This is a genomic window from Kluyvera ascorbata (assembly GCF_023195735.1).
GTDB classification, from domain to species: Bacteria; Pseudomonadota; Gammaproteobacteria; order Enterobacterales; family Enterobacteriaceae; genus Kluyvera; species Kluyvera ascorbata.
In genome coordinates this window covers 2176182-2201718 of sequence record NZ_CP096201.1, presented here as the reverse complement: position 1 = coordinate 2201718, position 25537 = coordinate 2176182, and the positions used below count along the sequence as shown (strand labels likewise).

The following is a 25537-nucleotide window of genomic DNA, read 5'->3' as shown; positions in this document are numbered from 1 at the left end:
TCACCCTTTATGGGTAGATTTTTATGGTTAAAAAAACCTGTTATTTCACGTGGCTGTTACGCTCATACTCCTCTACCCTCAGCACCTCAACTATGATGGAAATAAAGGGGTAACTCTTTAGGGGTATGGGTATACTCCAGGCGATAGTCGAAAATAACGCCACTCGCCGGAGAGTTTTCCGTCAGGAGCCTTATCGCACCATGTTTAGACGTTTTTTTACACCACTCACGCTGGTGAATCAACTGGCCCTCATCGTACTGCTGTCTACCCTTATTGGCGTGGCAAGTATGATGATTTCCGCACGCCTGGTGAACGGCGTGCAGGGTAGCGCCCATGCCATCAACCAGGCCGGTTCGCTGCGTATGCAGAGCTATCGCCTGCTGGCCGCTATTCCGGTGGATAAGGACGACGATGTGCTGTTTGACGAGATGCAGAAAACCGTCTTCAGCCCGCAATTACAGCTGGCCGCTGAACGCGATGGCCAGGTGAAGCAGCTTCAAGAACTCCAGCAATACTGGCTGAAGCATCTGGCACCGGATATTAGTCAGGCGAGCAATCCGGATGAAGTCGCCAGCGATCTTACCGGCTTTGTGAACCGTATAGACCAACTGGTCACCGTCTTCGATCACACCACCGAACAGCGCATCTCTCACGTGGTATGGATGCACCGACTGATGGCCTTTTTCATGGCGGTATTGCTTATCTTCACCGTCTTCTGGCTACGCACCCGGCTGCTGCACCCGTGGCGACAGTTGCTACGCATGGCCGAAGCCATCAGCCATCGCGATTTTACCCATCGCGCGCAAATCAGTGGCCGCAACGAAATGGCCACCCTTGGCATGGCGCTGAACAATATGTCCGCCGAGCTAGCGGAGAGCTATGCCTCGCTGGAGCGTCGTGTACAGGAGAAAACCGCCGGGCTGGAGCAGAAAAATGCGATCCTCTCTTTCCTGTGGCAGGCTAACCGCCGACTGCATTCCAGCGTGCCGCTGTGTGAACGCATCTCTCCGGTGCTGAACGGCCTCCAGGAACTGACCCCGCTGCGGGAAATTGAAGTCCGGGTTTACGATACCGAAGACGAAGATAACCATCAGGAATTCAGCTGCCACTCCGGCTGGGAGTGCGACGACAGAGGCTGTTATCTTTGCCCGCGCGACGTCGATACCGCACCGCATGACGGCATCACGCTGAAATGGCGGCTGACCGACCCGCGCAACCAGTACGGCATCCTGCTGGCGACCCTGCCGCACGGCCGCGAGCTAAGCCACGATCAGCAACAGCTGGTTGATACCCTACTCGAGCAAATCACCTCAACGCTGGCGCTGGATAAACAGCTCGAGCGCCAGCAGCAATTGATCGTGATGGAAGAGCGCTCAACGATTGCCCGCGAACTTCACGATTCCATCGCCCAGTCCCTCTCCTGCATGAAGATGCAGGTCAGTTGTTTGCAAATGATGCAAAAAGAGCAGTCGTCTGCGGAAAGTCGCGAACTGCTAAGCCAGGTGCGCAATGAGCTAAACACCTCGTGGGCGCAGCTGCGCGAACTGCTGACCACCTTCCGTCTGAAGCTGACCGAGTCTGGCCTGCGTCCGGCGCTGGAGGACAGCTGCCAGGAGTACAGCAGCCATTTCGGCTTCCCGGTGCAGCTCGACTATCAACTGCCGCCACGCTGCGTGCCATCGCACCAGGCGATTCACCTGCTGCAGATTGCCCGCGAAGCCTTAAGCAACGCGCTTAAGCACTCGCAGGCGACAGAAGTCAAAGTCAGCGTTACCCAACAAAACAACCAGGTCAAACTGGTGGTGGCCGACAACGGCTGCGGCGTCCCGCTGCACGCTGAACGCAGCAACCATTATGGCCTCATTATTATGCGTGACCGCGCACAAAGCCTGCGTGGCGATTGCCAGGTTCGTCGTCGTGAAAGCGGCGGCACTGAAGTCGTGGTTACGTTTGTCCCCGAACAATCGCTTTCTACTCCCCAAGGAGATACTCATGAGTAATCAGGAACGGGCTACTATCCTGTTAATTGACGATCATCCTATGCTGCGTACCGGCGTGAAACAACTGGTCAGTATGGCATCAGATATTCAGGTTGTAGGCGAAGCCAGCAATGGTGAACAAGGAATTGAACTGGCAGAAACCCTCGATCCCGATCTGATTCTGCTCGATCTCAACATGCCTGGCATGAACGGTCTGGAAACCCTCGACAAGCTGCGTGAGAAATCACTGTCTGGCCGCGTGGTGGTGTTCAGCGTGTCCAACCATGAAGAAGACGTGGTCACGGCCCTCAAACGCGGTGCTGATGGCTATCTGCTGAAAGATATGGAACCGGAAGATCTGCTGAAAGCCCTGCAACAAGCTGCCGCCGGTGAAATGGTATTAAGTGAAGCATTAACGCCCGTGCTGGCCGCCAGCCTGCGCGCCAACCGCGCGACTTCCGATCGCGACATCAACCAGTTGACCCCGCGTGAGCGCGATATTCTCAAACTGATCGCCCAGGGCCTGCCGAACAAGATGATTGCCCGCCGTCTGGACATCACGGAAAGCACCGTGAAGGTTCACGTGAAGCACATGCTGAAGAAAATGAAGCTGAAATCCCGCGTCGAAGCCGCCGTATGGGTACACCAGGAACGTATTTTCTGACCGTTGCCGCTATGGCGCCATGTCCAACCAGCTATTGCCCTGCGGGGCAAAGCTGACGACAGGTTCGGTCAGCGCCAGCGTTATCTCATTCGAGGTGACGCGCTGCCCTTTGTTATCTTCCACAATGACCGACAGATGCCAGGTATTGCTGGCACCCTCCGTCGGATCCCAGGCCGGCATAATAATACTCCAGCCATCGGTGCTGGCATTGGATGCCGGCGGCGTCAGGCTTAGTGCCGCCGTGTCCCCTTGCCAGCTTAATGATTTCACGCCGTATTCATCCCGCACCTGGAGTTTAAGCTCAACCGTCTCGTACCCGGTCAGATCCCACGGCGGCGTTGCCAGATAGACGCTCAGGCTTTTACGCTGGCGGAATTCCATCACTGGCAAATTGTTGCGCTCCGGCGCATCGTAGCGGCTGCCACGCAGCGTACGGGTTTGTGCCACTTCGTCGGCGGCAAGCTGCTTCTTCAACGGTACGCCGAAACGATAGTTAACCTTCATGCCGAGATTGTTCTGGTTTACCCCACTCTCTCCCTGCTTATGCTGGGCGCTGAAGGTGAATAACGGCACCGGGGTATAGTTAAGGCCAAGGGAGACCGCGACCGGGTTACGGTAGCCCGTGCCGCTGCGGAACAGGTCAACGCTGTCGCCAAAGTATTGCTCGACGCTCAGGCTGGTGTTGATATGGTTATAAGCGGGTATCCAGGCCTGCGCCGTCAGATCGTAGCCGCGCGCCATACGCTGTTGCAGCGTCGTGCCCGTATTCTGCCAATCGTGCAGTGGGTAATAGTAGTTGGCAGAAAAGCGCAGGTTTTCGCCCCAGGCCTCCGCGCCCAGCCCGCCGCGGTTAAGGTTGGCATCCAGCAGGCTGTCATAAAAGGTGTTATAGCCAAGCAGCCACTGCCCGGCGACCCAACGCTGCCCTAACCCCAGATTCCCCACCAGCCCATCGTCCTGCTGGGTCAGACCAAACTGGCTCCAGGTGAGATAATGCATATTATCCTGCAGCGGCACAAACCAACTGCCGTGGCTGCCGGTCATCTTCCCCTGGCCGTCCACCAGCAGCTGAATATTGGTATTCCCCCAGGGAGATAGCCAGCTTTCCAACTGCTGGTTCATCTGACCGTTGACCTTATCCTGCAACTGCGTCAGCGCAAACAGCCGCGCCTGCTCGCCGGTATCCAGGCCGTTATCGGTCATGCTGGCTTCGCCAAAGGCTTTCACCATCTCGGCAAAATGTTTCTCTGCATCGTGATTATCCGGAGTGATGGCGAGGTCCGGCAGGCTATCAGCCGGATTATCGAAGGGGTGCTCCGCCTCTTCGACGAACGACGTTCGCGCACGCGCGCTGCCCACGGTCAACACCAGCAACACCAAAAATGACGAGTAAAAACGCAAAGACAAAACCACAACCCCATAGCCAGCTTCAAAGCAGACTGGAAAAAACCAGCCCCAGGCTCATCAGTTTAACCCCTTTACCGGGAGGGTTCAGCCTTTGCCCCTTATTCCAGGAATTGCCTGAAGGTTATAAAACCGTCACTTTTATCGTCGTACTTGCCAGCAATGCTTTAAGCTCTGGCACGCAGGAGCCGCAGTTGGTGCCGCATTTCAGCCGTTCACCCAGTTCGCCCGCCGTGCGGCAACCCTGTTTTTCAATCGCGTCAAGGATGTTTTTTTCACCAATGCTGAAACAGCTGCAAACAATTTTCCCTGCCGCCGGTCGTGCCAAATCCTGACCGCTCAGCAGCGCATGACGGTCCACAAGCGTCTGCGGCGCTTCGCTAAACGCCCTGCACACCAGCGAGTCGTCCACTTCCGGCAGCCGATGGCTACTCCAGAACCCCAGCATCAACTGCTCGCCCTGCCACGCCAACAAATGCCAGAGATCCCCAGCATTCGCCACCTGTACCTGCCAGCCGTGCTGCTGACACCAGGCCAGAATATCCTGTTCAATAAGACGATCGCTGCAGAGCGTGAGATGGTGCAGCCCGGTTGCGGCTTTTCGCCACCAGGTCACATGCCCCGCTAACGGTACTTCATCACGGGAATAGAGCTCGCCCTGCCATGCAGGTTGCCAGGGGGCGATGCGCACCGCCGTTTGTTTACTTTCCGGCTGCCCGGAGTGCGGGTCCACCACCGGTGCCACCAGGCCGTTGACTTTCCCCTGGCGGGCAAAGCAGTCGTTCCAGTGCATCGGCGTAAACAGCGAACCGCGACGCTGGCTATCGGTCACCACGACTTTTGCCACCATCACACCGTGCAGCGAGCTTATCCGTGAGAGACCACCGTGTTGTAGACCGAAATGCTGGGCATCTTGCGGCGCCACTTCGACAATGGGCTGCGAAATATGCTGCATCAGTTTTGGCACACTACCGGTGCGCGTCATGGTGTGCCACTGGTCGCGGATACGCCCGCTGTTAAGAATAAGTGGATAAAGTGCCTGGGTCTGAGCCTGCATCCCGCGTGGCGAGACGGGTACCATGCGTACACGTGCGTCGGCACGCCAGCCTCGCTTGAGATCCAACGTGTGGACGTGGCGGCTAACCGGCCAGCGTACCGGCGCAAGATTATCCCACGCTTCACGGCTTAATTCGGCAAGCCCGCTGATATCAAACGCTCGCTGACCTTCATTTTCAAACCCAGAGAGCGCGGCATGTTCACTAAAGACCTCGTGCGGATGCTGCCAGGCAAAAGCCTCACCATATCCCAGATGCTGGGCGACGCGGGCGATAATCCACCAGTCCGCGCGAGCCTCACCGGGAGCAGGCAAAAAAGCCCGCTGACGCGAGATTCGGCGCTCTGAATTGGTCACGGTACCGTTTTTCTCCCCCCACCCCAGCGCCGGAAAACGGATGTGCGCATAACGCGAAGTTTCCGTATGGGCCGAAATTTCAGAGACGATCACCAACTCGCAGCGCTTCAGAGCCTGGCTCACCGCATGGCTGTCCGGCAGCGATACCGCCGGGTTAGTCCCCATAATCCATACCGCTTTCACCTCACCTCGCCCGATAGCGGCAAAGAGATCCACCGCCATCAGCCCCGGCGTTTGCGCCAGCCGTTCGGTACCCCAGAATCGCGCTACCCGGGCGAGGTCGGCAGGCTCAAAATTCATATGCGCCGCCAGCATGGTTGCCAACCCGCCCACTTCACGGCCGCCCATGGCATTTGGCTGCCCGGTCAGCGAAAACGGGCCACAGCCTTCGCGGCCGAACTTACCGCTGGCAAGGTGGACGTTAATAATGGCATTGCATTTATCGCTGCCGCTGGAGGATTGGTTAATTCCCATGGTGTAGAGCGTGATGGCCCTGGGCGCGGCAATAAAGTCCTGATAAAACGCGGCAACCTCAGCTAATGGCAGCCCGCAAAACGCCGCCACGCGCGCAACGTTCCAGGGCTGTGCCGCCTCCAGCGCGGCGGGCGCATCGGTAAAATCGTCCAGCTTTGCGCCGCACTCGGCGATGGCGCGCAGCAGCCCAACAAATAACCCGGCATCCGTGCCGGGAGCAATCGCCAGATGGCGGTCGGCAATATCGCAGGTCGCGGTGCGTCGAGGATCAATAACCACCACCTTCATCTGCGGGTTTTGCTGCTTCGCCTGCACCAGACGTTGATAGAGCACCGGGTGGGCCCAGGCGGCGTTGGATCCCACCAGCACCACCAGGTCGCTGCGCTCTACGTCCTCATAGCTGCACGGCACCACGTCGGCACCCCACGCGCGTTTATAGCCGGTCACCGCCGACGACATACAGAGACGCGAGTTGGTATCGATATTCGCCGCGCCGATAAATCCTTTCATCAGCTTATTGGCCGCGTAATAATCCTCGGTCAGCAACTGCCCGGAGGCATAAAACGCCACCGCCTGCGGGCCGTGTTCGTTGATAATCGCCCGTAACCGCTCACCGGCAACATCCAGCGCCCGCTCCCAGTTCACCTGTTGTCCGTCAACGAACGGATGCAGCAGACGCCCCTCCAGACCGGTCGTTTCGCCCAATGCAGCCCCTTTCACGCACAGGCGGCCAACGTTTGCCGGATGCTCGCTATCACCCCGAACGCTCACCGCGCCATCAACCACGCTTGCTACTACCCCGCAGCCAACGCCGCAGTAAGGACAGGTTGTCCGGGTCTCTGTCATGAGGCCTCCGCGCGCATCACCAGTTCCTGGTTGCTTACCCACACGGTGCCACCTTCAATTTTCACCGGCCAGGCGCGTACCACCGGCTCACCGCTCTCGGAATGGCGACCGTCACGCAGACGAATGCGCTGCTTATAAAGCGGTGAGATAACGATAGGCTCGCCGCTGGCATCCCCCAGCAGCCCTCGCGACAACACGTTGGCCTGACTGCCGGGCTCCAGATTATCCAGCGCGTAAACGTGACCATTAAGACGAAACAGCGCTATCTGCATGTCGCCCAGGCGAGCGCCAATCCCGGCCTGCGCGGGAATATCTTCCAGCAGGCAAATCGCCTGCCACGGCTTAGCATGGCCTACCGCTGCCGGCTTCGTTGAGACCGGAACCCGCTGCGGCTGACCGCGAACGGATTCACGTTGTACCGCTTCATCCGGCGTATCGCTGTTGACGAAGGAGCGGAACAGCATCAACCGCTGCGGGTCGTTCAGGGTGGTTTGCCATTCGCACTGATAGCTGTCGATAACGCGGGCCATCTCCTGCTCCAGCTCTTCGCCGATACCCAGAGCATCGTCGAGGATCACGCGACGCAGATAGTCCAGCCCGCCCTCCAGGTTATCCATCCAGGTGCTGGTACGCTGCAATCGGTCGGCGGTGCGGATGTAAAACATCAGGAATCGGTCAATGGTGCGCAGCAGCGTCGCGTCATCAAGGTCGCTGGCAAACAGATCCGCATGGCGCGGTTTCATGCCGCCGTTGCCGCATAAATAAAGGTTCCAGCCCTTGTCGGTGGCAATCACCCCTACATCTTTGCCCTGCGCTTCAGCGCACTCGCGGGTACAGCCGGAGACCGCCATTTTAATTTTATGCGGCGCGCGTAGCCCTTTGTAACGATGCTCCAGCATCACCGCGAGCCCGGTGGAATCCTGCACTCCGTAGCGACACCAGGTCGAGCCGACGCAGGATTTCACCGTGCGCAGCGACTTGCCGTAGGCATGACCGGTCTCAAACCCGGCCTCCACCAGCTCATGCCAGATAGCAGGCAGCTGCTCTAATCGCGCGCCAAACAGGTCAATACGCTGGCCGCCGGTGATTTTACTATACAGCGCGTAGCGTTTGGCTATCTGCCCGATGGCTATCAGCCCGTCCGGCGTCACCTCTCCGGCAGGCATCCGTGGCACCACGGAGTAGGTGCCGTCTTTCTGGATATTGGCGAAATAGCGGTCGTTGGTGTCCTGTAGCGGCAGATGCGCCGGTTTAAGCAGATATTCATTCCAGCAGGATGCCAGCACCGACCCCACCAGCGGTTTACAGATTTCGCAGCCGTCGCCGTGACCATAGCGGGCAATCAGTTGCTCAAAGGTGTGAATGCGGTTGACCCGCACCAGGTGATAAATCTCCTGGCGTGAGTACGGGAAATGTTCGCAGATGTCCTTTTTCACCTCCACGCCCTGCTGTGCCAGCTGATACTCCATCACCTGTTTAACCAGCGCGCTACAGCCGCCGCAGCCGGTCGCCGCTTTGGTGCAGCTTTTTATCGCCCCCATTTCGCTGGCGCCATTGCTCACCGCCTGGCAAATATCGCCTTTGCTGACGTTGTGACAGGAACAGATTTGCGCGCTATCCGGCAGCGCCGCGACGCCGAGCGCTTTCGGCGTACTGCCTTCCAGCGCCGGTAAAATCAAGGATTCCGGGCGAGGCGGCAGCGCTATATCGTTGAGCATCATTTGCAGCAGCGTGGCGTAGTCGCTGGCATCGCCTACCAGCACGCCGCCGAGCAGCGTTTTGCCGTCAGCGCTGACCACAATCTTCTTATAGATTTGCTCCGGGCCGTGGATCCACTGATAGCTCTGGCTACCCGGCGTGCGCCCGTGGGCATCGCCAAACGAGGCAACGTCAACGCCGAGCAGCTTGAGCTTGGTGCTCATATCCGCCCCGCTGAATTCACTCGTTTCACCCGCAAGCGTCGCTGCGGCGACTCTTGCCATCTGGTAGCCAGGGGCCACCAGACCATAAATTTTGTTATCCCACAGCGCGCATTCGCCGATGGCGAAAATATCATCGTCGGAGGTACGACACTGGTTATCAATGGCAATACCGCCGCGCTCGCCCAGGACAATACCGCTACTGCGCGCCAGCGCGTCCTGCGGGCGAATCCCCGCCGAGAACACCACCATGTCGGTCGTCAGACTTTCACCGTCGGCAAACTGTAGCGTAAGCCCTGCTTCCGTCTGGCGAATCTCGGTGGTGGCTTTGCTGGTGTGTACGCTCACGCCAAGTTCGGTGATTTTTTCCCGCAGCATAGCGGCACCGCCGTTATCCAACTGCACCGCCATCAGATTCGGCGCGAACTCCACCACGTGGGTGTCCAGCCCCAGCTGACGCAGGGCGTTAGCGGCCTCAAGCCCCAACAGACCACCACCGATCACCACGCCACGGCTGGCCGTTTTGGCGCTGGCGGCAATGGCATCAAGACCGTCCAGGGTACGGTAGACAAAACACCCCGGCAGCGAATTACCGGGAATGGGCGGCACGAACGGATACGAGCCGGTAGCCAGCACCAGCTTATCCCAATGCAGCTCATGGCCCTCGGCATTGCGAACGACTCTCACCTCACGATCAATGGCCGTAACCACCTGCGACAACCGCAGTTCGATGCCGTAATCGGCAAAGAAATCGCCCTCTACCATCGAAAGCGACTCGGCGCTGCGGCCAGCAAAATACTCGGATAAATGCACCCGGTCGTAGGCGGCATAGCGCTCTTCGCCCAGCACGACAATCTGGTACTGTTCATGCAACTGGTGGCTGACACACTGCTCAAGAAAATGGTGGCCGACCATCCCGTGCCCGACGACCGCTAATGTTGGTTTTGTCATGGTTTGCGTTCCTGCAGCCGATGGCTGCGTGGTAAAGGGGTCGAATATCCAGCTCGCCTGCGCGGGCTGGACGGTATGCAATAAATCGGTAAAGGCGGCGGCGCTGGTGCAGTCGCCAAGCAGCAGGACTCCGGCCAGCTGACCGTTTGCCACCAACAACTGCCGATAGTGCCCGGTCTGCGGGTCATAGGAGGACCACTGGCTATCTCCATCGATGGCCTGAACCCGCCCGGCGCTGAACAGGTCAATCCCCGTCACCTTCAGACGGGTACCGCGATCCTGCCAGTGGAAATCTGCTTGCGGGCTGCCGCAGAGCCTTGCTGCCAGGATGTCCGCCTGCTGTATGCAGGGAGCCACCAGGCCGAAGGTTTGTCCGTCAATCTCACAGCATTCCCCAATAGCGCTGACGCCGGGAATGCCCGTCTCAAGCTGGCGGTTGACAACTATCCCGCGCTGGCAAGGAATACCGGCCCGCTGCGCCAGCGCAATGTTGGGACGGACACCGGTTGCCATCACCACGCGAGTTGCTGCAATGGCACGTCCGTTGTTTAACACCACCGCGTCAGGGGTAATCTGTGCGATACCCGCACCCAGTTCACATCCGATGCCACGCTCCGCTAATCGCAGGGCCAACAGTTCACCCGCCATCTCGTCTAACTGCTGCTCCATCAGTCGTTCGCTGCGATGCACCAAAGTGACATTGTCACCTCTTAAGCGCAACGCGGCGGCAGCTTCCACGCCGAGCACTCCGCCGCCAATCACCACCGCATCGCCCGGCGTGGCCAGAATCGCCTCCACGTCGGCGAGAGTGCGGAAGGCAAAAACGTGCGGCAGGTCAATACCCGGCAGCGGCGGCAGAAAAGCCTGCGAGCCGCAGGTAAACACCAGCTCATCCCATTCCAGCTCGCGCTGGGTAGTGGTGACACGCCGCGCCTGTACGTCAACCGCCAGCACCGTTTCACCGAGGCACAGCGTGATGTGATGGTCGAGATACCACTGCGCCGGTTGTAGCAGCGTCTGGTTAAAATCCTTTTCGCCACCCAGCACCGGAGAAAGCTGAATGCGGCTATAGGCCGGATGCGGCTCGTCGCCGATAAGGGTGATGGCAAATTCCCCCGGCGCGCTCGTGACCAGCTTTTCCGCCAGCCGGGTCGCCGCCATCCCGTTGCCAATCATCACTAGTCGCCGCATAGAAGCCCCTTACGCCGCTTTCGGCTGTTTTTCGTAAAGGAAGTGGAGGATCTGCTGGCGCAGGTGGTGATAACGGCCGTCATCCGCCAGCTGCACGCGGTTACGCGGACGCGGTAGATTCACCTCCAGCACTTCGCCCACCGTAGCCGCCGGGCCGTTGGTCATCATCATGACCCGATCAGAGAGCAGCACCGCTTCATCAACGTCGTGGGTAATCAGCACGATGGTAGTGTTCAGCGACTGCTGGATTTGCATTACGGAGTCCTGAAGATGGGCGCGGGTCAACGCATCCAGCGCGCCAAACGGCTCATCCATCAGCAGAACCTTTGGCTTCATCGCCAGCGCACGCGCAATGCCGACGCGTTGCTTCATGCCGCCCGAAATTTCACCGGGGCGTTTTTGCATCGCGTGGCCCATCTGGACGCGTTCGAGGTTGTGCGCAATCCACTCCCGGCGCTCCGCTTTGTTCATGGTGTGGCGAAACACCTGTTCCACCGCCAGCGCCACGTTGTCAAAGCAGGTGAGCCACGGCAGCAGCGAGTGGTTCTGGAACACCACCGCCCGCTCCGGCCCCGGTCCGGCAATTTCGCGGTTATCGCACAGCAGCCCGCCTTCGGTCGGCAGGGTAATACCGGCAATCAGGTTGAGCAGCGTCGATTTACCGCAGCCCGAATGGCCAATCAGGCTGACGGTCTCCCCTTCGTGAATATCAAAAGAGACGTTCTGTAAGGCCAGAAACTCGCCGCTGGCGGTATGAAAACGCTGGCTCACGGCCTGCACCTGAATTAATGGTTTCATGATGTGCTCCTATTTCTCTTGCCAGCTAAAACGGCGTGCAATCAGCATCAGCCCTTGCTCCAGCAGCAGCCCCACTACGCCGATAATGACGATAGCGATAAGGATGTTTTCGACGTTGAGGTTGTTCCACTCGTTCCAGATCCAAAAACCGATACCCAGCCCGCCGGTGAGCATTTCGGCCGCCACAATGACCAGCCAGGCGATACCAATCGATAAACGAACCCCGGTAAGCACCGACGGCAACACCGCCGGGAAGAGGATTTTGCGCATCACCGTCCACTCGGAGAGGTTCAGCACTCGCGCCACGTTGAGGTAGTCCTGCGGAATGCGACGCACCCCTTCGGCGGTGTTAATCACCATCGGCCAGATGGAGCAGATGAAAATCGTCCAACTCGATGCCGGTTCCGCTTTCTGGAACAGCAGCAGGCCAATCGGCAGCCAGGCCAGTGGGCTGACCGGACGCAGCAGCGCAATCAGCGGAGTGAACATCCGCGAAGCAAAGGTAAAGCGACCAATCAGGAAACCAAGCGGTATGCCCGCCAGCGCCGCGAGACCAAAGCCCACCGCCACGCGCTGTAAAGAGGCCAGCACGTTCCAGCCCACGCCGACGTCATTGGGGCCGTTGTTGTAGAACGGGTCAGAAAAGAGGGTTATCGCCGAATCCAGGGTACTGAGCGGCGTTGGAAAACCTTTGCTGTTCACCGCAGCCAGCTGCCAGAGCAGCACCAACAGGCCCAGCCCCAGCGCCGCCGGAATAGTGCGCTCTGCGAGTTCACGAAGATGGCGCCGCAGCGCAGGCGGTCTACGGCGAACCTGCACCGGCGGCATGGCAATCACTTCTCCTGCCGGAGTCGGCGCGTCAATAGGTTTCGTTTTGGTATTCATCTCATGCCCCTATACGTTGAATGGCAAAACTGCGGGCGTATGCAGCGGGGTCAGCCCCGTTCCAGACAGAACCGTCGATTAACGTGCTGCTGCGCAGGGTCTGGGTCGGAATGGCAATGCCACCAACCGCCTGCGCCGCCTCTTTCCAGACATCAATGCGGTTAATACGCTGAGCGACCGCCAGATAGTCCGGGTCACTCTTCAGCAGACCCCAGCGGCGGAACTGGGTTAAGAACCACATGCCGTCGGAAAGCCACGGGTAGCTCACCTCCCCCTGCTCAAAGAAGCGCATCGGGTGCGCATCCTGCCAGCGGCGGCCGATGCCGTTGTCATAAGCACCGAGCATCCGCCCGGTGAGGTACTGTTCTTTGGTGTTGAGCCAACCGCGGTGAGAGAGGATCTGCGCGGTTTCGCGTTTGTTATCGTCAGAGGCGTCAATCCAGCGGGCGGCATCCATCAGCGCGGCCACCAGCGCGCGCGCGGTATTCGGGTTTTGCTCTACCCAATCGCGGCGCGTGCCGAGGACTTTTTCCGGGTGCTCCGGCCAGATATCCTGGCTGGTGGCAGCGGTGAAACCGATACGGTCGTTAATGGCGCGAGCGTTCCACGGCTCGCCAACGCAGAACCCCACCATGTTGCCGATGCGCATGTTCATCACCATCTGCGGTGGCGGCACCACCACCGTGCGTACATCGTCAAACGGGTTGATCCCGCCGCTCGCCAGCCAGTAATAGAGCCACATGGCATGGGTGCCGGTCGGGAAGGTATGGGCGAAGGTGTAGGTGCCCGGCGCGCTTTGACCGACCAGGTTTTTCAGCGCGCCGAGGTGGGTGATGCCCTTTTCCTGCAAATCGCTCGACAGCGTGATCCCCTGACCGTTGCGGTTAAGGGTCATCAGGTTAGCCATCGGCTGTGGTTTCGCCGCCACGCCCAGTTCAAGCCCGTACAGCAGGCCGTAAAGCACATGCGCCGCATCAAGTTCGCCGTTGACCAGCTTGTCGCGCACCGCGGCCCAACTCGCTTCTTTGCTCGGTACCAGCGTAATGCCGTACTTTTTGTCGAAGCCTTTCAGTGAGGCAATCGCCAGCGGCGCGCAGTCGGTCAGCGGAATAAAGCCCACCTTAACCGTCTGTAGCTCCGGTTTATCGGAGCCCGCCGCCCAGACCGCCTGACTCATGCCAGGCAGCAGCATAGCGCCGCCGAGTACCGCGCCCGCCTGTAACAAACGTCGCCGTGATAGTGAAACCGTTTCGTCCATACTCGCTCCCGAATGCAAAAAAAAAAGCGCCCGGCAATGCTTACGCATTGCAGGACGCCTTTATCCTCGCGGTGTGCAGGCCGCCATTGGCCCGCCACCGACTATTTACTTAACTAATGCAATTCAGATGCCAGCTTTTACAGCGCTAAATCCGCGGAAAAATGTGCACTCAATCGCTATTTTTGCACCGACGCAAAGCATTCATGCCCGTTCATTGTGCAACAGCGATGCCGGTTCGTTCTGCCACAGCGCCTTTACCGCCAGCAGCGCACGGGCAATTTCCACCATGCGCTGATTCTTATCCATCGCCATTTTGCGCAGACAGTGCCAGGCCTGTTCTTCGTTCATATGACGGTGGGTCATCAGCACGCTTTTGGCTTTATCAATCAGCCGACGCTCCTCCAGCGTATCCTTGAGCGAGGCTAACTGACTGGAGAGTTGCTCCAGCTCCCGCGCCTGCTGGCGTACCAGCGGCAAAAGCTGGCGGTCGAGATGCAGCACCATGTTATCGCTGGCCGGATCGTCACCCACCGGGTCCAGCGCCTGTTGCTCTTCATCATCCAGCAGCAGGTCATCCACCGCCGTCATCAGTTCGCTAATCAAGGCTTCTTCAAGCCCGCGCATTTGCTCCAGACGCTGGGTTTGCAACTGGAACCAGCGCAGCGCGCTGGCACCATCGTCCGCCGGAGGCTGGCGAGTGCAGGCAATGCGTCGCAACTGTTCAATGGCGATGCTCGCCTGACATTCGGTATAAAACAGCATCTTAAGCGGGCTGGTCGCCAGCGATAAAAAACTGTCAAAACAGGGTTGTTGACCGTCGATGCGATCCACGAGCCGCTGGCGCAGTTCGCTGCTAAAGCTGCCCTGCGCAAAACCCTGCGCTCCTAGCGCGCGCTCCTGTCCCACCAACTCTTTACCCTGCATAAAGCTGTACAGCGCCACCAGACGCCCGGCGAGCGTCGGGTCATCAATACTGTCGTTAAGCTGTGGGATGATATTCAGCAAATGGCGGATAGTGCGGTTGAACTGGCTGGATGCGGTTTCGGCAGAGACCTGCTGGCTGGCAACGCTCTCTCTTAACGAAGGCACCTGCTCCAGCGACCAGACCGCGCGGGCGATGCGCTGGCATAAACCGCTGGCAGAGGGTAAATACTGCGGCTGGAGATGGGCCAGCAGTTGGCGAATCTGTTCATCCACCAGTGCCGCGCTGGCACGACGCTCGGCGGCGTATAATCGCCCCTGCGAACATAACCAGATGTTGGACGCCCCGCGTTCACACTGTAACATGTGCACCACGTGGCTTAACTGGCTGACCAGTTTCCCCTGCTGCGCCAGCTGTTGGAGCTGTGTTTTCTGCACCTGACGCGCGTAACGAAACCACTCGATAGCGCCGGGTGTATCATCTTCACGGTTTATCATGCGCTCTCCCGTTAGAGGATTTGCTTACCATCCTGATGTCTAGCAATAACCGTGCCTTAAAGGAGTTCAGATGCAACGTATTGTCATTATCGCCAATGGGGCTGCCTACGGCAGTGAGTCGCTGTTCAACAGCCTGCGTTTAGCTATTGCCCTGCGCGAACAGCAGGATGACCTGCAGCTTCAGCTTTTTCTGATGTCTGACGCCGTGACGGCGGGCCTGCGCGGGCAGAAACCCGCCGAGGGCTACAACATTCAGCAGATGCTGGAAATTCTCACCGCTCAGGGTGTTCCCGTGAAATTGTGTAAGACCTGCACCGACGGGCGCGGCATCACCGCCCTGCCGCTGATTGACGGCGTGGAGATTGGTACGCTGGTCGAGCTGGCCCAGTGGACGCTGGCGGCCGACAAAGTGCTGACCTTCTGATTTAGCATCGTCAAAGCCCCAATCAGCGCAGCCCGCTAAAACCATGGCCATTTAAAGGATATTATTTCACCTTTGTGACGTTCCTCACCGATTTGTCACGATAGCTGAATGCATTCAGGGATATTGTCATTTTTGTTGAAGTGTTACGGCATTTTTTGATCAAAATCAGCATCGGTGTGGTCAGGGTTTGGTGTTATGCGATGAGTGATTTGTGAACAACATCACAGGCAGGATTAACGCGTAGGGAGTGCGTAGACTCATTTGCAGCGGGGTATTTTGGCGATGGTAAAAGCAAGTTTGACGTTATTTGGTGGGGATACAGTCGTGGTGCGTTGTTCTGAGCGTTGCCATATTCATTTGATGAGCACGCAGAAAAACACCAGCAGCTGCGGTTCTGATATTTTAAGCGTGCAAAACGAAGAGAAAGCGTACCTGACCGTGCCTTACAGCGGGACCTGGAATGTGCTGATCGACAGCCACAGCCAGTCTCTTGAACACTCCATCAGCTACGTTGCCGCCTGATATAGAGCATGTAGGCCGGATAAGCGAAGCGTCATCCGGCATTCAGCCCCGAAAGCACGCACTTGCGGGGCTTTTCTTTATGCCACGCCCGGCGGATTAATTCCCACCCACCAGATGCCGCACGTTGTTAATCAACTCATTCAGGCCGTCATCCTGCATCCCCAGCTTTTGTAGCTCCTGCTCCAATGAGAAGAGATACTGCGCATTGGTACCTAATGGGCCGCTGGCGCGGGCAATCAGCGGGGCAATCAGCTGCACGCTGGTATCTGACTCATACAGCGGATGGCGCGGGTCCATGATAAACACCAGCGCGTTGACCGTCCGGCCATCGTCCAGCGCCAGCTTGCACCAGGTGGGCAGATAGCAGCCGGTGATCATCTCGCGCTTCCACAGCAGCGACAGCTCGTTTTCAATTTCATCATCCGGCAGACGGTAGGCCACACCGGTGGTGCGACCGCCCTCTTTCAGCGCCAGCATACGACCCGGCTGACAGGCGCTACCTCTCCCCGCCGTCAGACGCAAACAGAAAGCACGATGCCAGCCCACCAGGGTACCGGTGACCGACTCGCTAAAATTCAGCGCCGGGTTCCACATCAGGGAGCCGTAGCCAAAAATCCACACCGGGCCGTTATCGGGCCGACAGGCCAGCGTCGCCGCCAGCGACGCTGCGCGCTGCTCAGCGGACCAAAGCAGAGATTCCTCAATGGCGCCAAACGCCGTTGTACAATCCGCCTTCATTAAGAAATCACGCGTTAACACTTTAAACCTCCACCGCCACTTCTCTTCCCTGCTTCACATGCGTTCTTACGGGAACGGATGGCGACCTCCGGAGCTGTCTTTGATGAAATATTATCCAGCTTTATGGTTCAGGATGCAATTTGTCTCCCATTGCGATCCTCGGTTCAAGCGGGTTTTACCGATAAGTAAAATAGGAAATCCAGCGCATTAATACGCTGTTATTTAAAAAATATTTAGTCAGTACTTTATATTATAGCCATCTATTAGAAAAAAAAGCGTTATGGGTAAACTTTAGTAAAAAATCGCATTCTGAACGCTAAAATTTGTTAATTTACGCTGCTGATTTTTTCTATAATTATAAATACCTGCAGATATGGAGACAAACATGACCCACGCACAAGAGGCGGTGAAAACTCGCCATAAGGAGACGTCGCTTATTTTCCCGCTGGTGGCACTGGCAATTCTGTTCTTCTGGGGAAGCAGTCAGTCATTGCCAGTGGTCATTGCTATCAACGCTATGGCGTTGGTCGGTATTCTCAGCAGCGCCTTTAGCGTCGTTCGTCACGCGGACGTGCTTGCGCACCGTTTGGGTGAGCCGTACGGTTCTCTGATTTTAAGTCTTTCCGTTGTTATCCTAGAAGTGAGCCTGATTTCAGCGCTTATGGCAACCGGCGATGCCGCGCCAACGTTGATGCGCGATACGCTCTATTCCATCATCATGATTGTAACCGGCGGCTTAGTCGGCTTCTCGTTATTGCTCGGCGGACGTAAATTTGCCACGCAATATATGAACCTGTTTGGCATCAAGCAGTATTTAATTGCCCTGTTCCCGCTCGCTATTATTGTACTGGTATTCCCGACCTCACTGCCGGGTGCCAATTTTACGATTGGTCAGTCGCTGCTGGTGGCCTTAATTTCTGCCGCGATGTACGGCGTGTTTTTACTTATTCAGACCAAAACGCACCAGAGTCTGTTTGTCTACGAGCATGAAGATGACAGCGACGATGATGACCCACACCACGGTAAACCTTCGGCGCACAGCAGCCTGTGGCATGCGGTATGGTTGATTGTGCATCTGGTTGCGGTTATCGCGGTCACGAAAATGAACGCCAATCCGCTGGAGACGCTGCTGACCAGCATGAACGCACCGGTTGCTTTTACCGGCTTCCTGGTCGCACTGCTTATCCTCTCGCCGGAAGGTCTGGGGGCATTGAAGGCGGTACTGAACAATCAGGTACAGCGCGCGATGAACCTGTTCTTTGGCTCGGTGCTGGCGACCATCTCGCTGACCGTGCCGGTGGTGACGCTCATTGCGTTTATGACCGGGAACGAGCTGATGTTTGGCCTGGGCATGCCGGAGATGATTGTGATGGTCGCCTCGCTGGTGCTTTGCCATATTTCCTTCTCGACCGGGCGTACCAACGTGCTGAACGGCGCGGCGCATCTGGCGCTGTTTGCGGCGTATCTGATGACGATTTTTGCCTGAGTGCTGTTCCCGGCGGCGCTTCGCTTAGCCGGGCTACAGACGATTTGCCATCCAGCAACCATGACAAAAAAGCCGACCCCAGGGTCGGCTTTTTTATTCATCAGCAAAACTTATTTGCTGGTATCCAGCTCATCGAAGCCTTTTACCAGGTCATCGATAGCTTTCATTTGTTTCAGGAATGGTTCCAGCTTATCCAGCGGCAGCGCGGACGGGCCGTCACAGCGTGCGTTTTCCGGATCCGGATGCGCTTCAATGAACAGACCAGCGATACCCACCGCCATGCCCGCGCGCGCCAGCTCGGTAACCTGAGCACGACGACCGCCGCTTGCTGCACCAAACGGGTCGCGACACTGCAGGGAGTGGGTAACGTCGAAGATAACCGGGGAGTTGTTGGACGCTTTTTTCATCACGCCAAAGCCCAGCATATCCACAACCAGGTTATCGTAACCGAAGTTAGAACCACGGTCGCACAGAATAACCTTGTCGTTACCGCCTTCGATAAACTTGTCGACGATATTACCCATCTGGCCAGGGCTTACGAACTGCGGTTTCTTCACGTTGATGACTGCGCCGGTTTTCGCCATCGCTTCAACCAGGTCAGTCTGACGCGCAAGAAACGCTGGCAGCTGAATAACGTCAACCACGTCAGCAACCGGCTGTGCCTGGCTTGCTTCGTGAACGTCGGTGATGATTTTCACGCCGAAGGTCTGCTTCAGCTCCTGGAAAATCTTCATCCCTTCTTCCAGGCCAGGACCACGGTAAGAGTGAATGGATGAACGGTTGGCTTTATCAAAAGAGGCTTTAAATACGTAAGGGATGCCCAGTTTCTGAGTCACGGTCACGTAGTGTTCGCAGATACGCATCGCCAGGTCACGAGACTCCAGCACGTTCATACCGCCGAAGAGAACAAACGGCAGGTCGTTTGCTACTTTGATATCACCAATGCTAACCACTTTTTCTTTCATAAGATCGCCTTGTTAGGGAATTTTCCGCGATTATAACCGCGTTTGTCGCTAATTAGTGAAGCGTAATTTGTTTATGCGAGATGGTATTAATCTGCGCGCGGATCATTTCGCTAATCGGGTCTTCCGGACATTGCTCAACGAAATAATTCAAATCATTCAGCGCGATATGTTCACATTCAAGCTGCGCATAGATTAGCCCACGGTCACGAATTTCGTACGGGTCTTCCGGGTTAAACTGCAGCAGCGTCTGGCTAGCGCCCAGCGCAAGCTCCATCTGCCGCTCTTCCATCAACGCCGATTTCAGCGTATCCAGCAGCTTGCGAACAACCTCGGCGTTGTCTGCTTCATCAAGGTCTTCATTAAACAGCTCGGCCATCGGGCCAATATTACCTTTCAGCCACACTTCCAACGTGTGCTCATCAAGCGTGTCGCCGTTAAACGGGTTAATCAGCCACATCTCCGCATCGTCTACATCAGCACGCAGCAGTAATTGCGTTGGGAAGATAACGGGCACCACCGGAATATCAAGGTTGCCGGCGATCCACAGCATTATCGCCCCCAGCGTCACCGCGCTACCGCGACGGTTCTTCAGCACCTGATCCAGCCACAGTGCGTCTGAAAGGCGATATTTGCCCGAGGAATCGCTGAAATTCCACTCATGATAGAAGAGTTCAATCAGACGCTCCATCTGGCGCGGTAACGGCCAGGCTGGGCTGATCTCTTCACGCGCAAGCGCCACCAGACACTCGAGCTGTTCACGCACCACCTGCGATGGGAAATCATCACGAATGAATTCGGAAATCAGGATCATGCCGTCGCATAGCGGCGCTTTATTAAATTCAAAATCAGCCAGTGACTTCATACCCTACCCTAACAGCGGAACTTTAGTGATGGCGAGTTTAACGATGATGCACAACACCACCAACGCCAGCAGAAAGGCAACAAACCGGCTCTGCTGACTGCGCGGTCGACGACGACCCAGCGCAACAAACCCTAAAACGATGTAGATGATAACGCCAAACAGCTTCTCCGTCAGCCACGTCCCTTCTTCGGTGAACGGGAAATAGCGCGTCATCACCATTAGCGCCACACCGCTGAGCAGCAAAAGGCTGTCGACGCCATGCGGCAGTACGCGCACCCAGCGCGCATCAAACAGCGGGCTTTGATGGTGTTTCCACCAAAAGCGCAGTGCGAAAAAGCTCACCGAGACGATAGCCGCCCCAATGTGCAAATAGAGCACCCATAAAAACAGATTCATCCGTGTGCCTCCACGTTACCAGGCCACTGTGCCAGCGTCAGGCGGTCATTGTCGCCGTAGTCGCGGCAGGTTTCAGCCTGAAGATAGCCAGAGGACGTAAACAGCTCACGCACCGCGGCACCCTGCTTCCAGCCGTGCTCCAGCAGCATATAGCCACCGGGTTCCAGCCACGTACGCCCCTGGATGATGATATGCGCCAGGTCAGCCAGACCGTTATCCCCCGCCACGAGAGCCGTTTTCGGCTCAAAACGCACATCACCCTGCGCAAGATGTTCATCCTGCTCGTCGATATACGGCGGATTGCTGACGATCATCGCAAAACGCTGCTCACCCAGCGCGCTGAACCAGTCGCTTTGCAGGATAGTGACGTTATTAATGCGCAGATTATCGGCATTACGCTGCGCCAGCGCGACAGCATCGGCAACATAATCTACGGCGGTAAGCGTACAGTCGGGGCGTTCGCTCGCCAGCGCCAGCGCCACCGCACCGGTGCCGGTGCCAAGATCAAGAATACGGCACGGCGTCGACGGCAAACGCGCCAACGCCTGTTCAACCAGACATTCGGTATCCGGGCGCGGGATAAGCGTAGCGGGAGAGACAAACAGCGGCAACGACCAGAATTCGCGCGTGCCCACCAGATGGGCCACGGGCTCGCCGTTCACGCGACGGGCCAGCAGTTGCGCCAGCGTTTCAGCCTGCGGCGCAGTCAGCTCGGTTTCATCGAACGCCAGGATATAGGTTCGTGCTTTACCGGTTACATGTCCCAGCAAGATTTCCGCGTCACGACGAGGGCTTTCGCCACCCTGTAGCGCCGTCACGGCCTGCTGCAGCCATTGTCGATAAGTCATCATTCCTGCTCGGAAAGCGCCGCCAGCTGGTCGGCCTGGTATTCCTGCACGATAGGCTCAATCAGCATATCCAGCTTACCTTCCATGGTTTCATCCAGACGGTAAAGCGTCAGGTTGATACGGTGGTCGGTCACGCGGCCCTGCGGGAAGTTATAGGTCCGGTTACGGTCGCTGCGGTCGCCGCTGCCCAGCAGGTTACGACGTTCGGAGGCTTCAGCCTGCTGACGACGGGCAATTTCCGCCGCGCGAATACGCGAGCCCAGCACCGACATCGCTTTGGCTTTGTTTTTATGCTGGGAACGTTCATCCTGACATTCCACCACGATGCCGGTCGGCAAGTGGGTAATACGGATAGCGGAGTCGGTGGTGTTAACGTGCTGACCGCCCGCGCCCGAGGAGCGGAAGGTATCGATACGCAGGTCCGCCGGATTGATATCCGGTAATTCCGCTTCCGGTACCTCTGGCAACACGGCCACGGTACAGGCGGAGGTGTGAATACGCCCCTGAGATTCGGTGGCCGGAACGCGCTGCACGCGATGGCCGCCGGACTCAAATTTCAGACGACCGTAAACGCCTTCACCGCTGATTTTGGCGATCACTTCTTTGTAACCACCGTGCTCACCTTCGTTGGCGCTCATGATCTCAACACGCCAGCGGCGCGATTCGGCGTAGCGGCTGTACATGCGGAACAGGTCGCCGGCAAACAGCGCGGCTTCATCACCGCCGGTACCGGCGCGTACTTCAAGGAAGGCGTTGCGTTCGTCGTCCGGATCGCGAGGCAGCAGGAGTACCTGAAGCTGTTGCTCCAGTTCTTCTTCTTTGGCTTTGGCTTCCTGCAACTCTTCCTGCGCCATTTCACGCATTTCCGGGTCGTCGAGCATCATCTGGGCAGTTTCAATATCGTCCTGAACCTGACGCCAGTCGGTATAACAGCGAGCCACGTCGCCCAGCTGTGCGTATTCGCGGGACAGCGCGCGGAAACGGTCCTGATCGGCAATAGTTGCTGCGTCTCCGAGCAGCGCCTGAACTTCTTCATGGCGCTCGTAGAGAGCTTCCAGTTTAGCAACAATAGAAGGCTTCATTGGCGTAAATGCACCTTGTTATAAATAGAGTTGTGCTACTCCAGCCCGAGGCTGTTGCGCAGAATATGCAGGCGTTCGTCATCCCCGTCACGGGCGGCCTGCTGAAGAGATTTGGTTGGCGCGTGGATCAGGCGGTTGGTTAACTTGCGCGCCAGATCCTGCATGATGACCTGCGGATCGCCACCCTGTTCGAGTGCGGCGATCGCTTTAGCGGTGAGTTCTTCACGCGCCGTTTCAGCCTGGGAGCGATAATCACGGATGATTTCACTGGCGCTTTGCGCGCGTAGCCAGGCCATAAACTCACTGGTTTCCTGCTCAACGATGGTTTCAGCCTGTACCGCGGCGGCTTTACGCTGCGCGAGGTTATTCTGAATAATGTTTTGCAGGTCGTCCACGCTGTAGAGATAGGCGTTAGCGAGTTTCCCCACCTCTGGCTCTACGTCGCGTGGCACGGCAATATCCACCAGCAGCATCGGCTGGTTGCGACGCGCTTTCAGCGCGCGCTCCACCATCCCTTTACCAATAATTGGCAGCGGGCTGGCGGTAGAACTGATAATGATGTCGGCCTCTTTCAGGCGTTCATCGACGTCGCTCAGCGCAATCACTTCGGCTCCGACCTCATCGGCCAGCACCTGCGCGCGTTCGCGGGTACGGTTGGCAATCACCATTTTTTTCACGTGATGTTCGCGCAGATGGCGCGCCACCAGCTCGATGGTTTCACCCGCACCCACCAACAGTACGGTGACCGACGAGAGCGATTCGAAAATCTGTCGCGCCAGGGTGCAGGCCGCAAACGCCACCGACACCGCGCTGGCGCCGATATCCGTTTCCGTGCGCACGCGCTTGGCAACAGAGAAGGATTTCTGGAACATGCGTTCCAGCTCACTGACGTGCAGATGCCCGCGGCTGGAATCAGCAAACGCTTTTTTAACCTGCCCTAAGATTTGCGGCTCACCCAATACCAGCGAGTCCAGCCCGCTGGCAACGCGCATCAAATGGCTGACGGCGTCGTTGTCCTGGTGCCAATAAAGGCTCTGGCGCAGTTCTTCTTCATTCAGGCCGTGGTAATCGCACAGCCAGCGAATAATCGCTTCATGCTGATTATCCTGCTCTTCTACGCTGAGGTAGAGTTCGGTGCGGTTACAGGTCGACAGTACCACGCCTCCTTGCACCATTGGCTGAGCCAGCAGGCTCTCCAGCGCCTGGTCAAGCGTATCTGGCGAAAACGTCACACGTTCTCGCAGCGCTACCGGAGCTGTTTTATGATTGATGCCAAGAGCTAAAAGGGTCATTGTGCGGGAGTAGTACCAGCGTTGATAAGGTTAGTCTGAGCGCATCATACAGGATGCGCGAGATCAATAAAAGGGACGCCCCCCTTTTGGAGTAATAGGCGGGCTTGGTTAATTTTATGATTTAAGACAACTTCAGCGTAGACGCTGCCCGCAGGCAACGCTAGCATTAAGCGTTATCACTGCAACGCATTTCAAGGATTGTCATGTCTGATTTCCGCCTGATTCGTCTGCTGCCGCTGGCAGCCCTGGTCCTTACCGCCTGTACCACCACTGCGCCAACGGGCCCGGGCAAAAGCCCAACCGCCCCTGAGTGGAAGCAGCACCAGCAAGAGGTCCGTCAATTAAGCCAGTATCAGACCCGCGGCGCGTTTGCGTATCTGTCCGACCAGCAAAAGGTTTACGCTCGCTTCTTCTGGCAGCAAACCGGCCAGGACAACTATCGTCTGCTATTGACCAACCCGCTTGGCAGCACTGAGCTTGAGCTGATTGGTAAACCGGGTTCCGCACAGCTGACCGATAACAAAGGCCAGCACTATACCGCCGCCGACGGCGAAGAGATGATTGGTAAGCTCACCGGGATGCCCATTCCACTCAACAGCCTGCGTCAGTGGATCCTCGGCCTGCCGGGCGACGCTACCGACTATAAGCTCGATGACCAGTATCGCCTGAGCGAGCTTAACTACACCCAGAACGGGAAAACCTGGAAAGTGGTGTACGGCGGCTATGACAGCAAAACCAAACCGGCCCTACCGTCTAACATGGAACTGACCGAAGGTTCACAGCGCATCAAGCTGAAAATGGATAACTGGATCGTTAAATGATGACCCGTTGGCCCTCTCCGGCAAAGCTGAACTTGTTCTTATACATCACCGGGCAGCGTGCTGACGGTTATCACACGTTGCAGACGCTGTTTCAGTTTCTCGACTACGGCGATACGTTGACCATTGTGCCGCGTCATGATGGTCAGCTGCGGCTGCTCACCCCCGTGGACGGCGTGCCGAACGAAGAGAACCTGATTATTCGCGCCGCGCGCCTGCTGATGAAAACCGCCGCCGATAGCCAGCGTCTGCCTGAAGGCAGCGGCGCGGACATCAGCATTGATAAGCGCCTGCCAATGGGCGGCGGCCTTGGCGGCGGTTCATCTAACGCAGCTACCGTGCTGGTTGCGCTTAACCATTTATGGCAGTGCGGGCTCTCGGAAGATGAGCTGGCGACCATTGGCCTGACGCTCGGTGCCGATGTTCCGGTGTTCGTCCGCGGTCATGCGGCCTTCGCTGAAGGGGTTGGTGAGGTGCTAACGCCGGTAGAAGTTGCGGAAAAATGGTATCTGGTGGCCCACCCCGGCGTCAGCATTCCAACTCCGGTTATCTTCCGCGACCCGGAGCTGCCACGAAACACCCCGGTCAGGTCAATAGAAACGTTATTAAATTGTGAATTCGGCAATGATTGCGAGGTTATCGCAAGAAAACGTTTTCGCGAGGTTGATGATGTGCTTTCCTGGCTGTTAGAATACGCGCCGTCGCGCCTGACTGGAACAGGAGCCTGTGTCTTTGCTGAATTCGACACAGAACTCGCTGCCCGCCAGGTGCTTGAGCAAGCCCCGGAATGGTTGCAAGGCTTTGTGGCGAAAGGCGTAAACCTTTCACCATTGAAGCAAGCCCTGCTCTGATTCATTCGTTTTTCGTCAGTCATGCTGACGAAAGAAGAATAGTGATGAGTAACC

The 25537-nt window shown here is 57.3% G+C and carries 21 protein-coding genes; 7 read left to right on the top strand and 14 right to left on the bottom strand.

The window, feature by feature from the left end; all coding sequences use genetic code 11:
* Positions 1-200 precede the first annotated feature (200 nt).
* Both narX and narL read left to right on the top strand, forming a co-directional pair.
* Positions 201-2000: a nitrate/nitrite two-component system sensor histidine kinase NarX gene (narX, locus tag MY052_RS10390; RefSeq protein WP_202217808.1), complete on the top strand. Its 1800-nt coding sequence runs from the start codon at positions 201-203 to the stop codon at positions 1998-2000.
* A complete protein-coding gene (narL, locus tag MY052_RS10385) occupies positions 1993-2643 on the top strand; it encodes a two-component system response regulator NarL (RefSeq protein ID WP_035895589.1) in 651 nt (216 codons plus the stop codon). The genes narX and narL overlap by 8 nt, the downstream gene beginning before the upstream one ends.
* 9 nt (positions 2644-2652) lie before the next feature.
* On the opposite strand, the gene MY052_RS10380 is transcribed toward narL, so the two are convergent.
* The 7 genes from MY052_RS10380 to nasR all read right to left on the bottom strand — a co-directional run bounded on the left by MY052_RS10380 (position 2653) and on the right by nasR (position 15199).
* Positions 2653-4056: a YchO/YchP family invasin gene (locus tag MY052_RS10380; protein ID WP_248538756.1), complete on the bottom strand. Its 1404-nt coding sequence runs from the start codon at positions 4054-4056 to the stop codon at positions 2653-2655.
* Positions 4057-4171: 115 nt separating this feature from the next.
* A complete protein-coding gene (locus MY052_RS10375) occupies positions 4172-6778 on the bottom strand; it encodes a nitrate reductase (RefSeq protein WP_248538755.1) in 2607 nt (868 codons plus the stop codon).
* A complete protein-coding gene (nirB, locus tag MY052_RS10370; protein WP_248538754.1) occupies positions 6775-10839 on the bottom strand; it encodes a nitrite reductase large subunit NirB in 4065 nt (1354 codons plus the stop codon). The genes MY052_RS10375 and nirB overlap by 4 nt, the downstream gene beginning before the upstream one ends.
* 9 nt (positions 10840-10848) lie before the next feature.
* A complete protein-coding gene (locus tag MY052_RS10365) occupies positions 10849-11637 on the bottom strand; it encodes an ABC transporter ATP-binding protein (RefSeq protein ID WP_123652476.1) in 789 nt (262 codons plus the stop codon).
* 9 nt (positions 11638-11646) lie between these two features.
* The gene (gene ntrB, locus MY052_RS10360; RefSeq protein ID WP_202217803.1) at positions 11647-12522 is read right to left on the bottom strand and encodes a nitrate ABC transporter permease; all 876 of its coding nucleotides are present in this window, start codon (positions 12520-12522) and stop codon (positions 11647-11649) included.
* A gap of 1 nt (position 12523) precedes the next feature.
* The gene (locus MY052_RS10355; RefSeq protein WP_248538753.1) at positions 12524-13780 is read right to left on the bottom strand and encodes a CmpA/NrtA family ABC transporter substrate-binding protein; all 1257 of its coding nucleotides are present in this window, start codon (positions 13778-13780) and stop codon (positions 12524-12526) included.
* 201 nt (positions 13781-13981) lie between these two features.
* On the bottom strand, positions 13982-15199 hold the full coding sequence (nasR, locus tag MY052_RS10350) for a nitrate regulatory protein (protein ID WP_248538752.1): 1218 nt from the start codon (positions 15197-15199) through the stop codon (positions 13982-13984).
* A gap of 70 nt (positions 15200-15269) precedes the next feature.
* Between nasR and MY052_RS10345 the strand changes: the two genes are divergently transcribed.
* Together MY052_RS10345 and MY052_RS10340 are read left to right on the top strand one after the other, a co-directional pair.
* Positions 15270-15623: a DsrE/DsrF/TusD sulfur relay family protein gene (locus tag MY052_RS10345; protein ID WP_035891545.1), complete on the top strand. Its 354-nt coding sequence runs from the start codon at positions 15270-15272 to the stop codon at positions 15621-15623.
* A 276-nt stretch (positions 15624-15899) separates the two neighbouring features.
* Positions 15900-16145, top strand: coding sequence for a DUF1883 domain-containing protein (locus MY052_RS10340; RefSeq protein ID WP_123652480.1), 246 nt, complete (start codon positions 15900-15902; stop codon positions 16143-16145).
* A 96-nt stretch (positions 16146-16241) separates the two neighbouring features.
* Here MY052_RS10340 and MY052_RS10335 read toward each other — a convergent pair whose 3' ends face one another.
* Positions 16242-16904, bottom strand: coding sequence for a gamma-glutamylcyclotransferase (locus tag MY052_RS10335; protein ID WP_202217801.1), 663 nt, complete (start codon positions 16902-16904; stop codon positions 16242-16244).
* Positions 16905-17268: 364 nt separating this feature from the next.
* Between MY052_RS10335 and chaA the strand changes: the two genes are divergently transcribed.
* Positions 17269-18369, top strand: coding sequence for a sodium-potassium/proton antiporter ChaA (gene chaA / locus MY052_RS10330; protein WP_035891548.1), 1101 nt, complete (start codon positions 17269-17271; stop codon positions 18367-18369).
* Between the two features lie 110 nt (positions 18370-18479).
* Here the strand turns inward: chaA and kdsA are convergent, their stop codons facing one another.
* The 6 genes from kdsA to hemA are packed head-to-tail and all read right to left on the bottom strand — an operon-like array spanning position 18480 to position 23814.
* Positions 18480-19334, bottom strand: coding sequence for a 3-deoxy-8-phosphooctulonate synthase (gene kdsA, locus MY052_RS10325; RefSeq protein ID WP_035891549.1), 855 nt, complete (start codon positions 19332-19334; stop codon positions 18480-18482).
* A 52-nt stretch (positions 19335-19386) separates the two neighbouring features.
* Positions 19387-20196 (bottom strand): invasion regulator SirB1, encoded by an 810-nt coding sequence (sirB1, locus tag MY052_RS10320; protein ID WP_035891553.1) that lies wholly within the window; start codon positions 20194-20196, stop codon positions 19387-19389.
* A gap of 3 nt (positions 20197-20199) precedes the next feature.
* Positions 20200-20592 carry an invasion regulator SirB2 gene (sirB2, locus tag MY052_RS10315; RefSeq protein ID WP_035891555.1) on the bottom strand — a complete coding sequence of 131 codons (393 nt, stop codon included), beginning with the start codon at positions 20590-20592 and terminating at the stop codon, positions 20200-20202.
* A complete protein-coding gene (gene prmC, locus MY052_RS10310) occupies positions 20589-21440 on the bottom strand; it encodes a peptide chain release factor N(5)-glutamine methyltransferase (RefSeq protein WP_248538751.1) in 852 nt (283 codons plus the stop codon). Before prmC ends, sirB2 begins: the two co-directional genes overlap by 4 nt.
* Entirely contained in the window at positions 21440-22522 is a 1083-nt protein-coding gene (gene prfA, locus MY052_RS10305; protein ID WP_035891560.1) for a peptide chain release factor 1, read from the bottom strand. The genes prmC and prfA overlap by 1 nt, the downstream gene beginning before the upstream one ends.
* Positions 22523-22557: 35 nt before the next feature.
* Positions 22558-23814 carry a glutamyl-tRNA reductase gene (gene hemA / locus MY052_RS10300; RefSeq protein WP_123652483.1) on the bottom strand — a complete coding sequence of 419 codons (1257 nt, stop codon included), beginning with the start codon at positions 23812-23814 and terminating at the stop codon, positions 22558-22560.
* A gap of 197 nt (positions 23815-24011) precedes the next feature.
* Between hemA and lolB the strand changes: the two genes are divergently transcribed.
* Positions 24012-24635 carry a lipoprotein insertase outer membrane protein LolB gene (lolB, locus tag MY052_RS10295; protein ID WP_035891565.1) on the top strand — a complete coding sequence of 208 codons (624 nt, stop codon included), beginning with the start codon at positions 24012-24014 and terminating at the stop codon, positions 24633-24635.
* Positions 24635-25483, top strand: a complete 849-nt coding sequence (gene ispE / locus MY052_RS10290; protein ID WP_248538927.1) for a 4-(cytidine 5'-diphospho)-2-C-methyl-D-erythritol kinase — start codon at positions 24635-24637, stop codon at positions 25481-25483. Before lolB ends, ispE begins: the two co-directional genes overlap by 1 nt.
* Positions 25484-25537 lie beyond the last annotated feature (54 nt).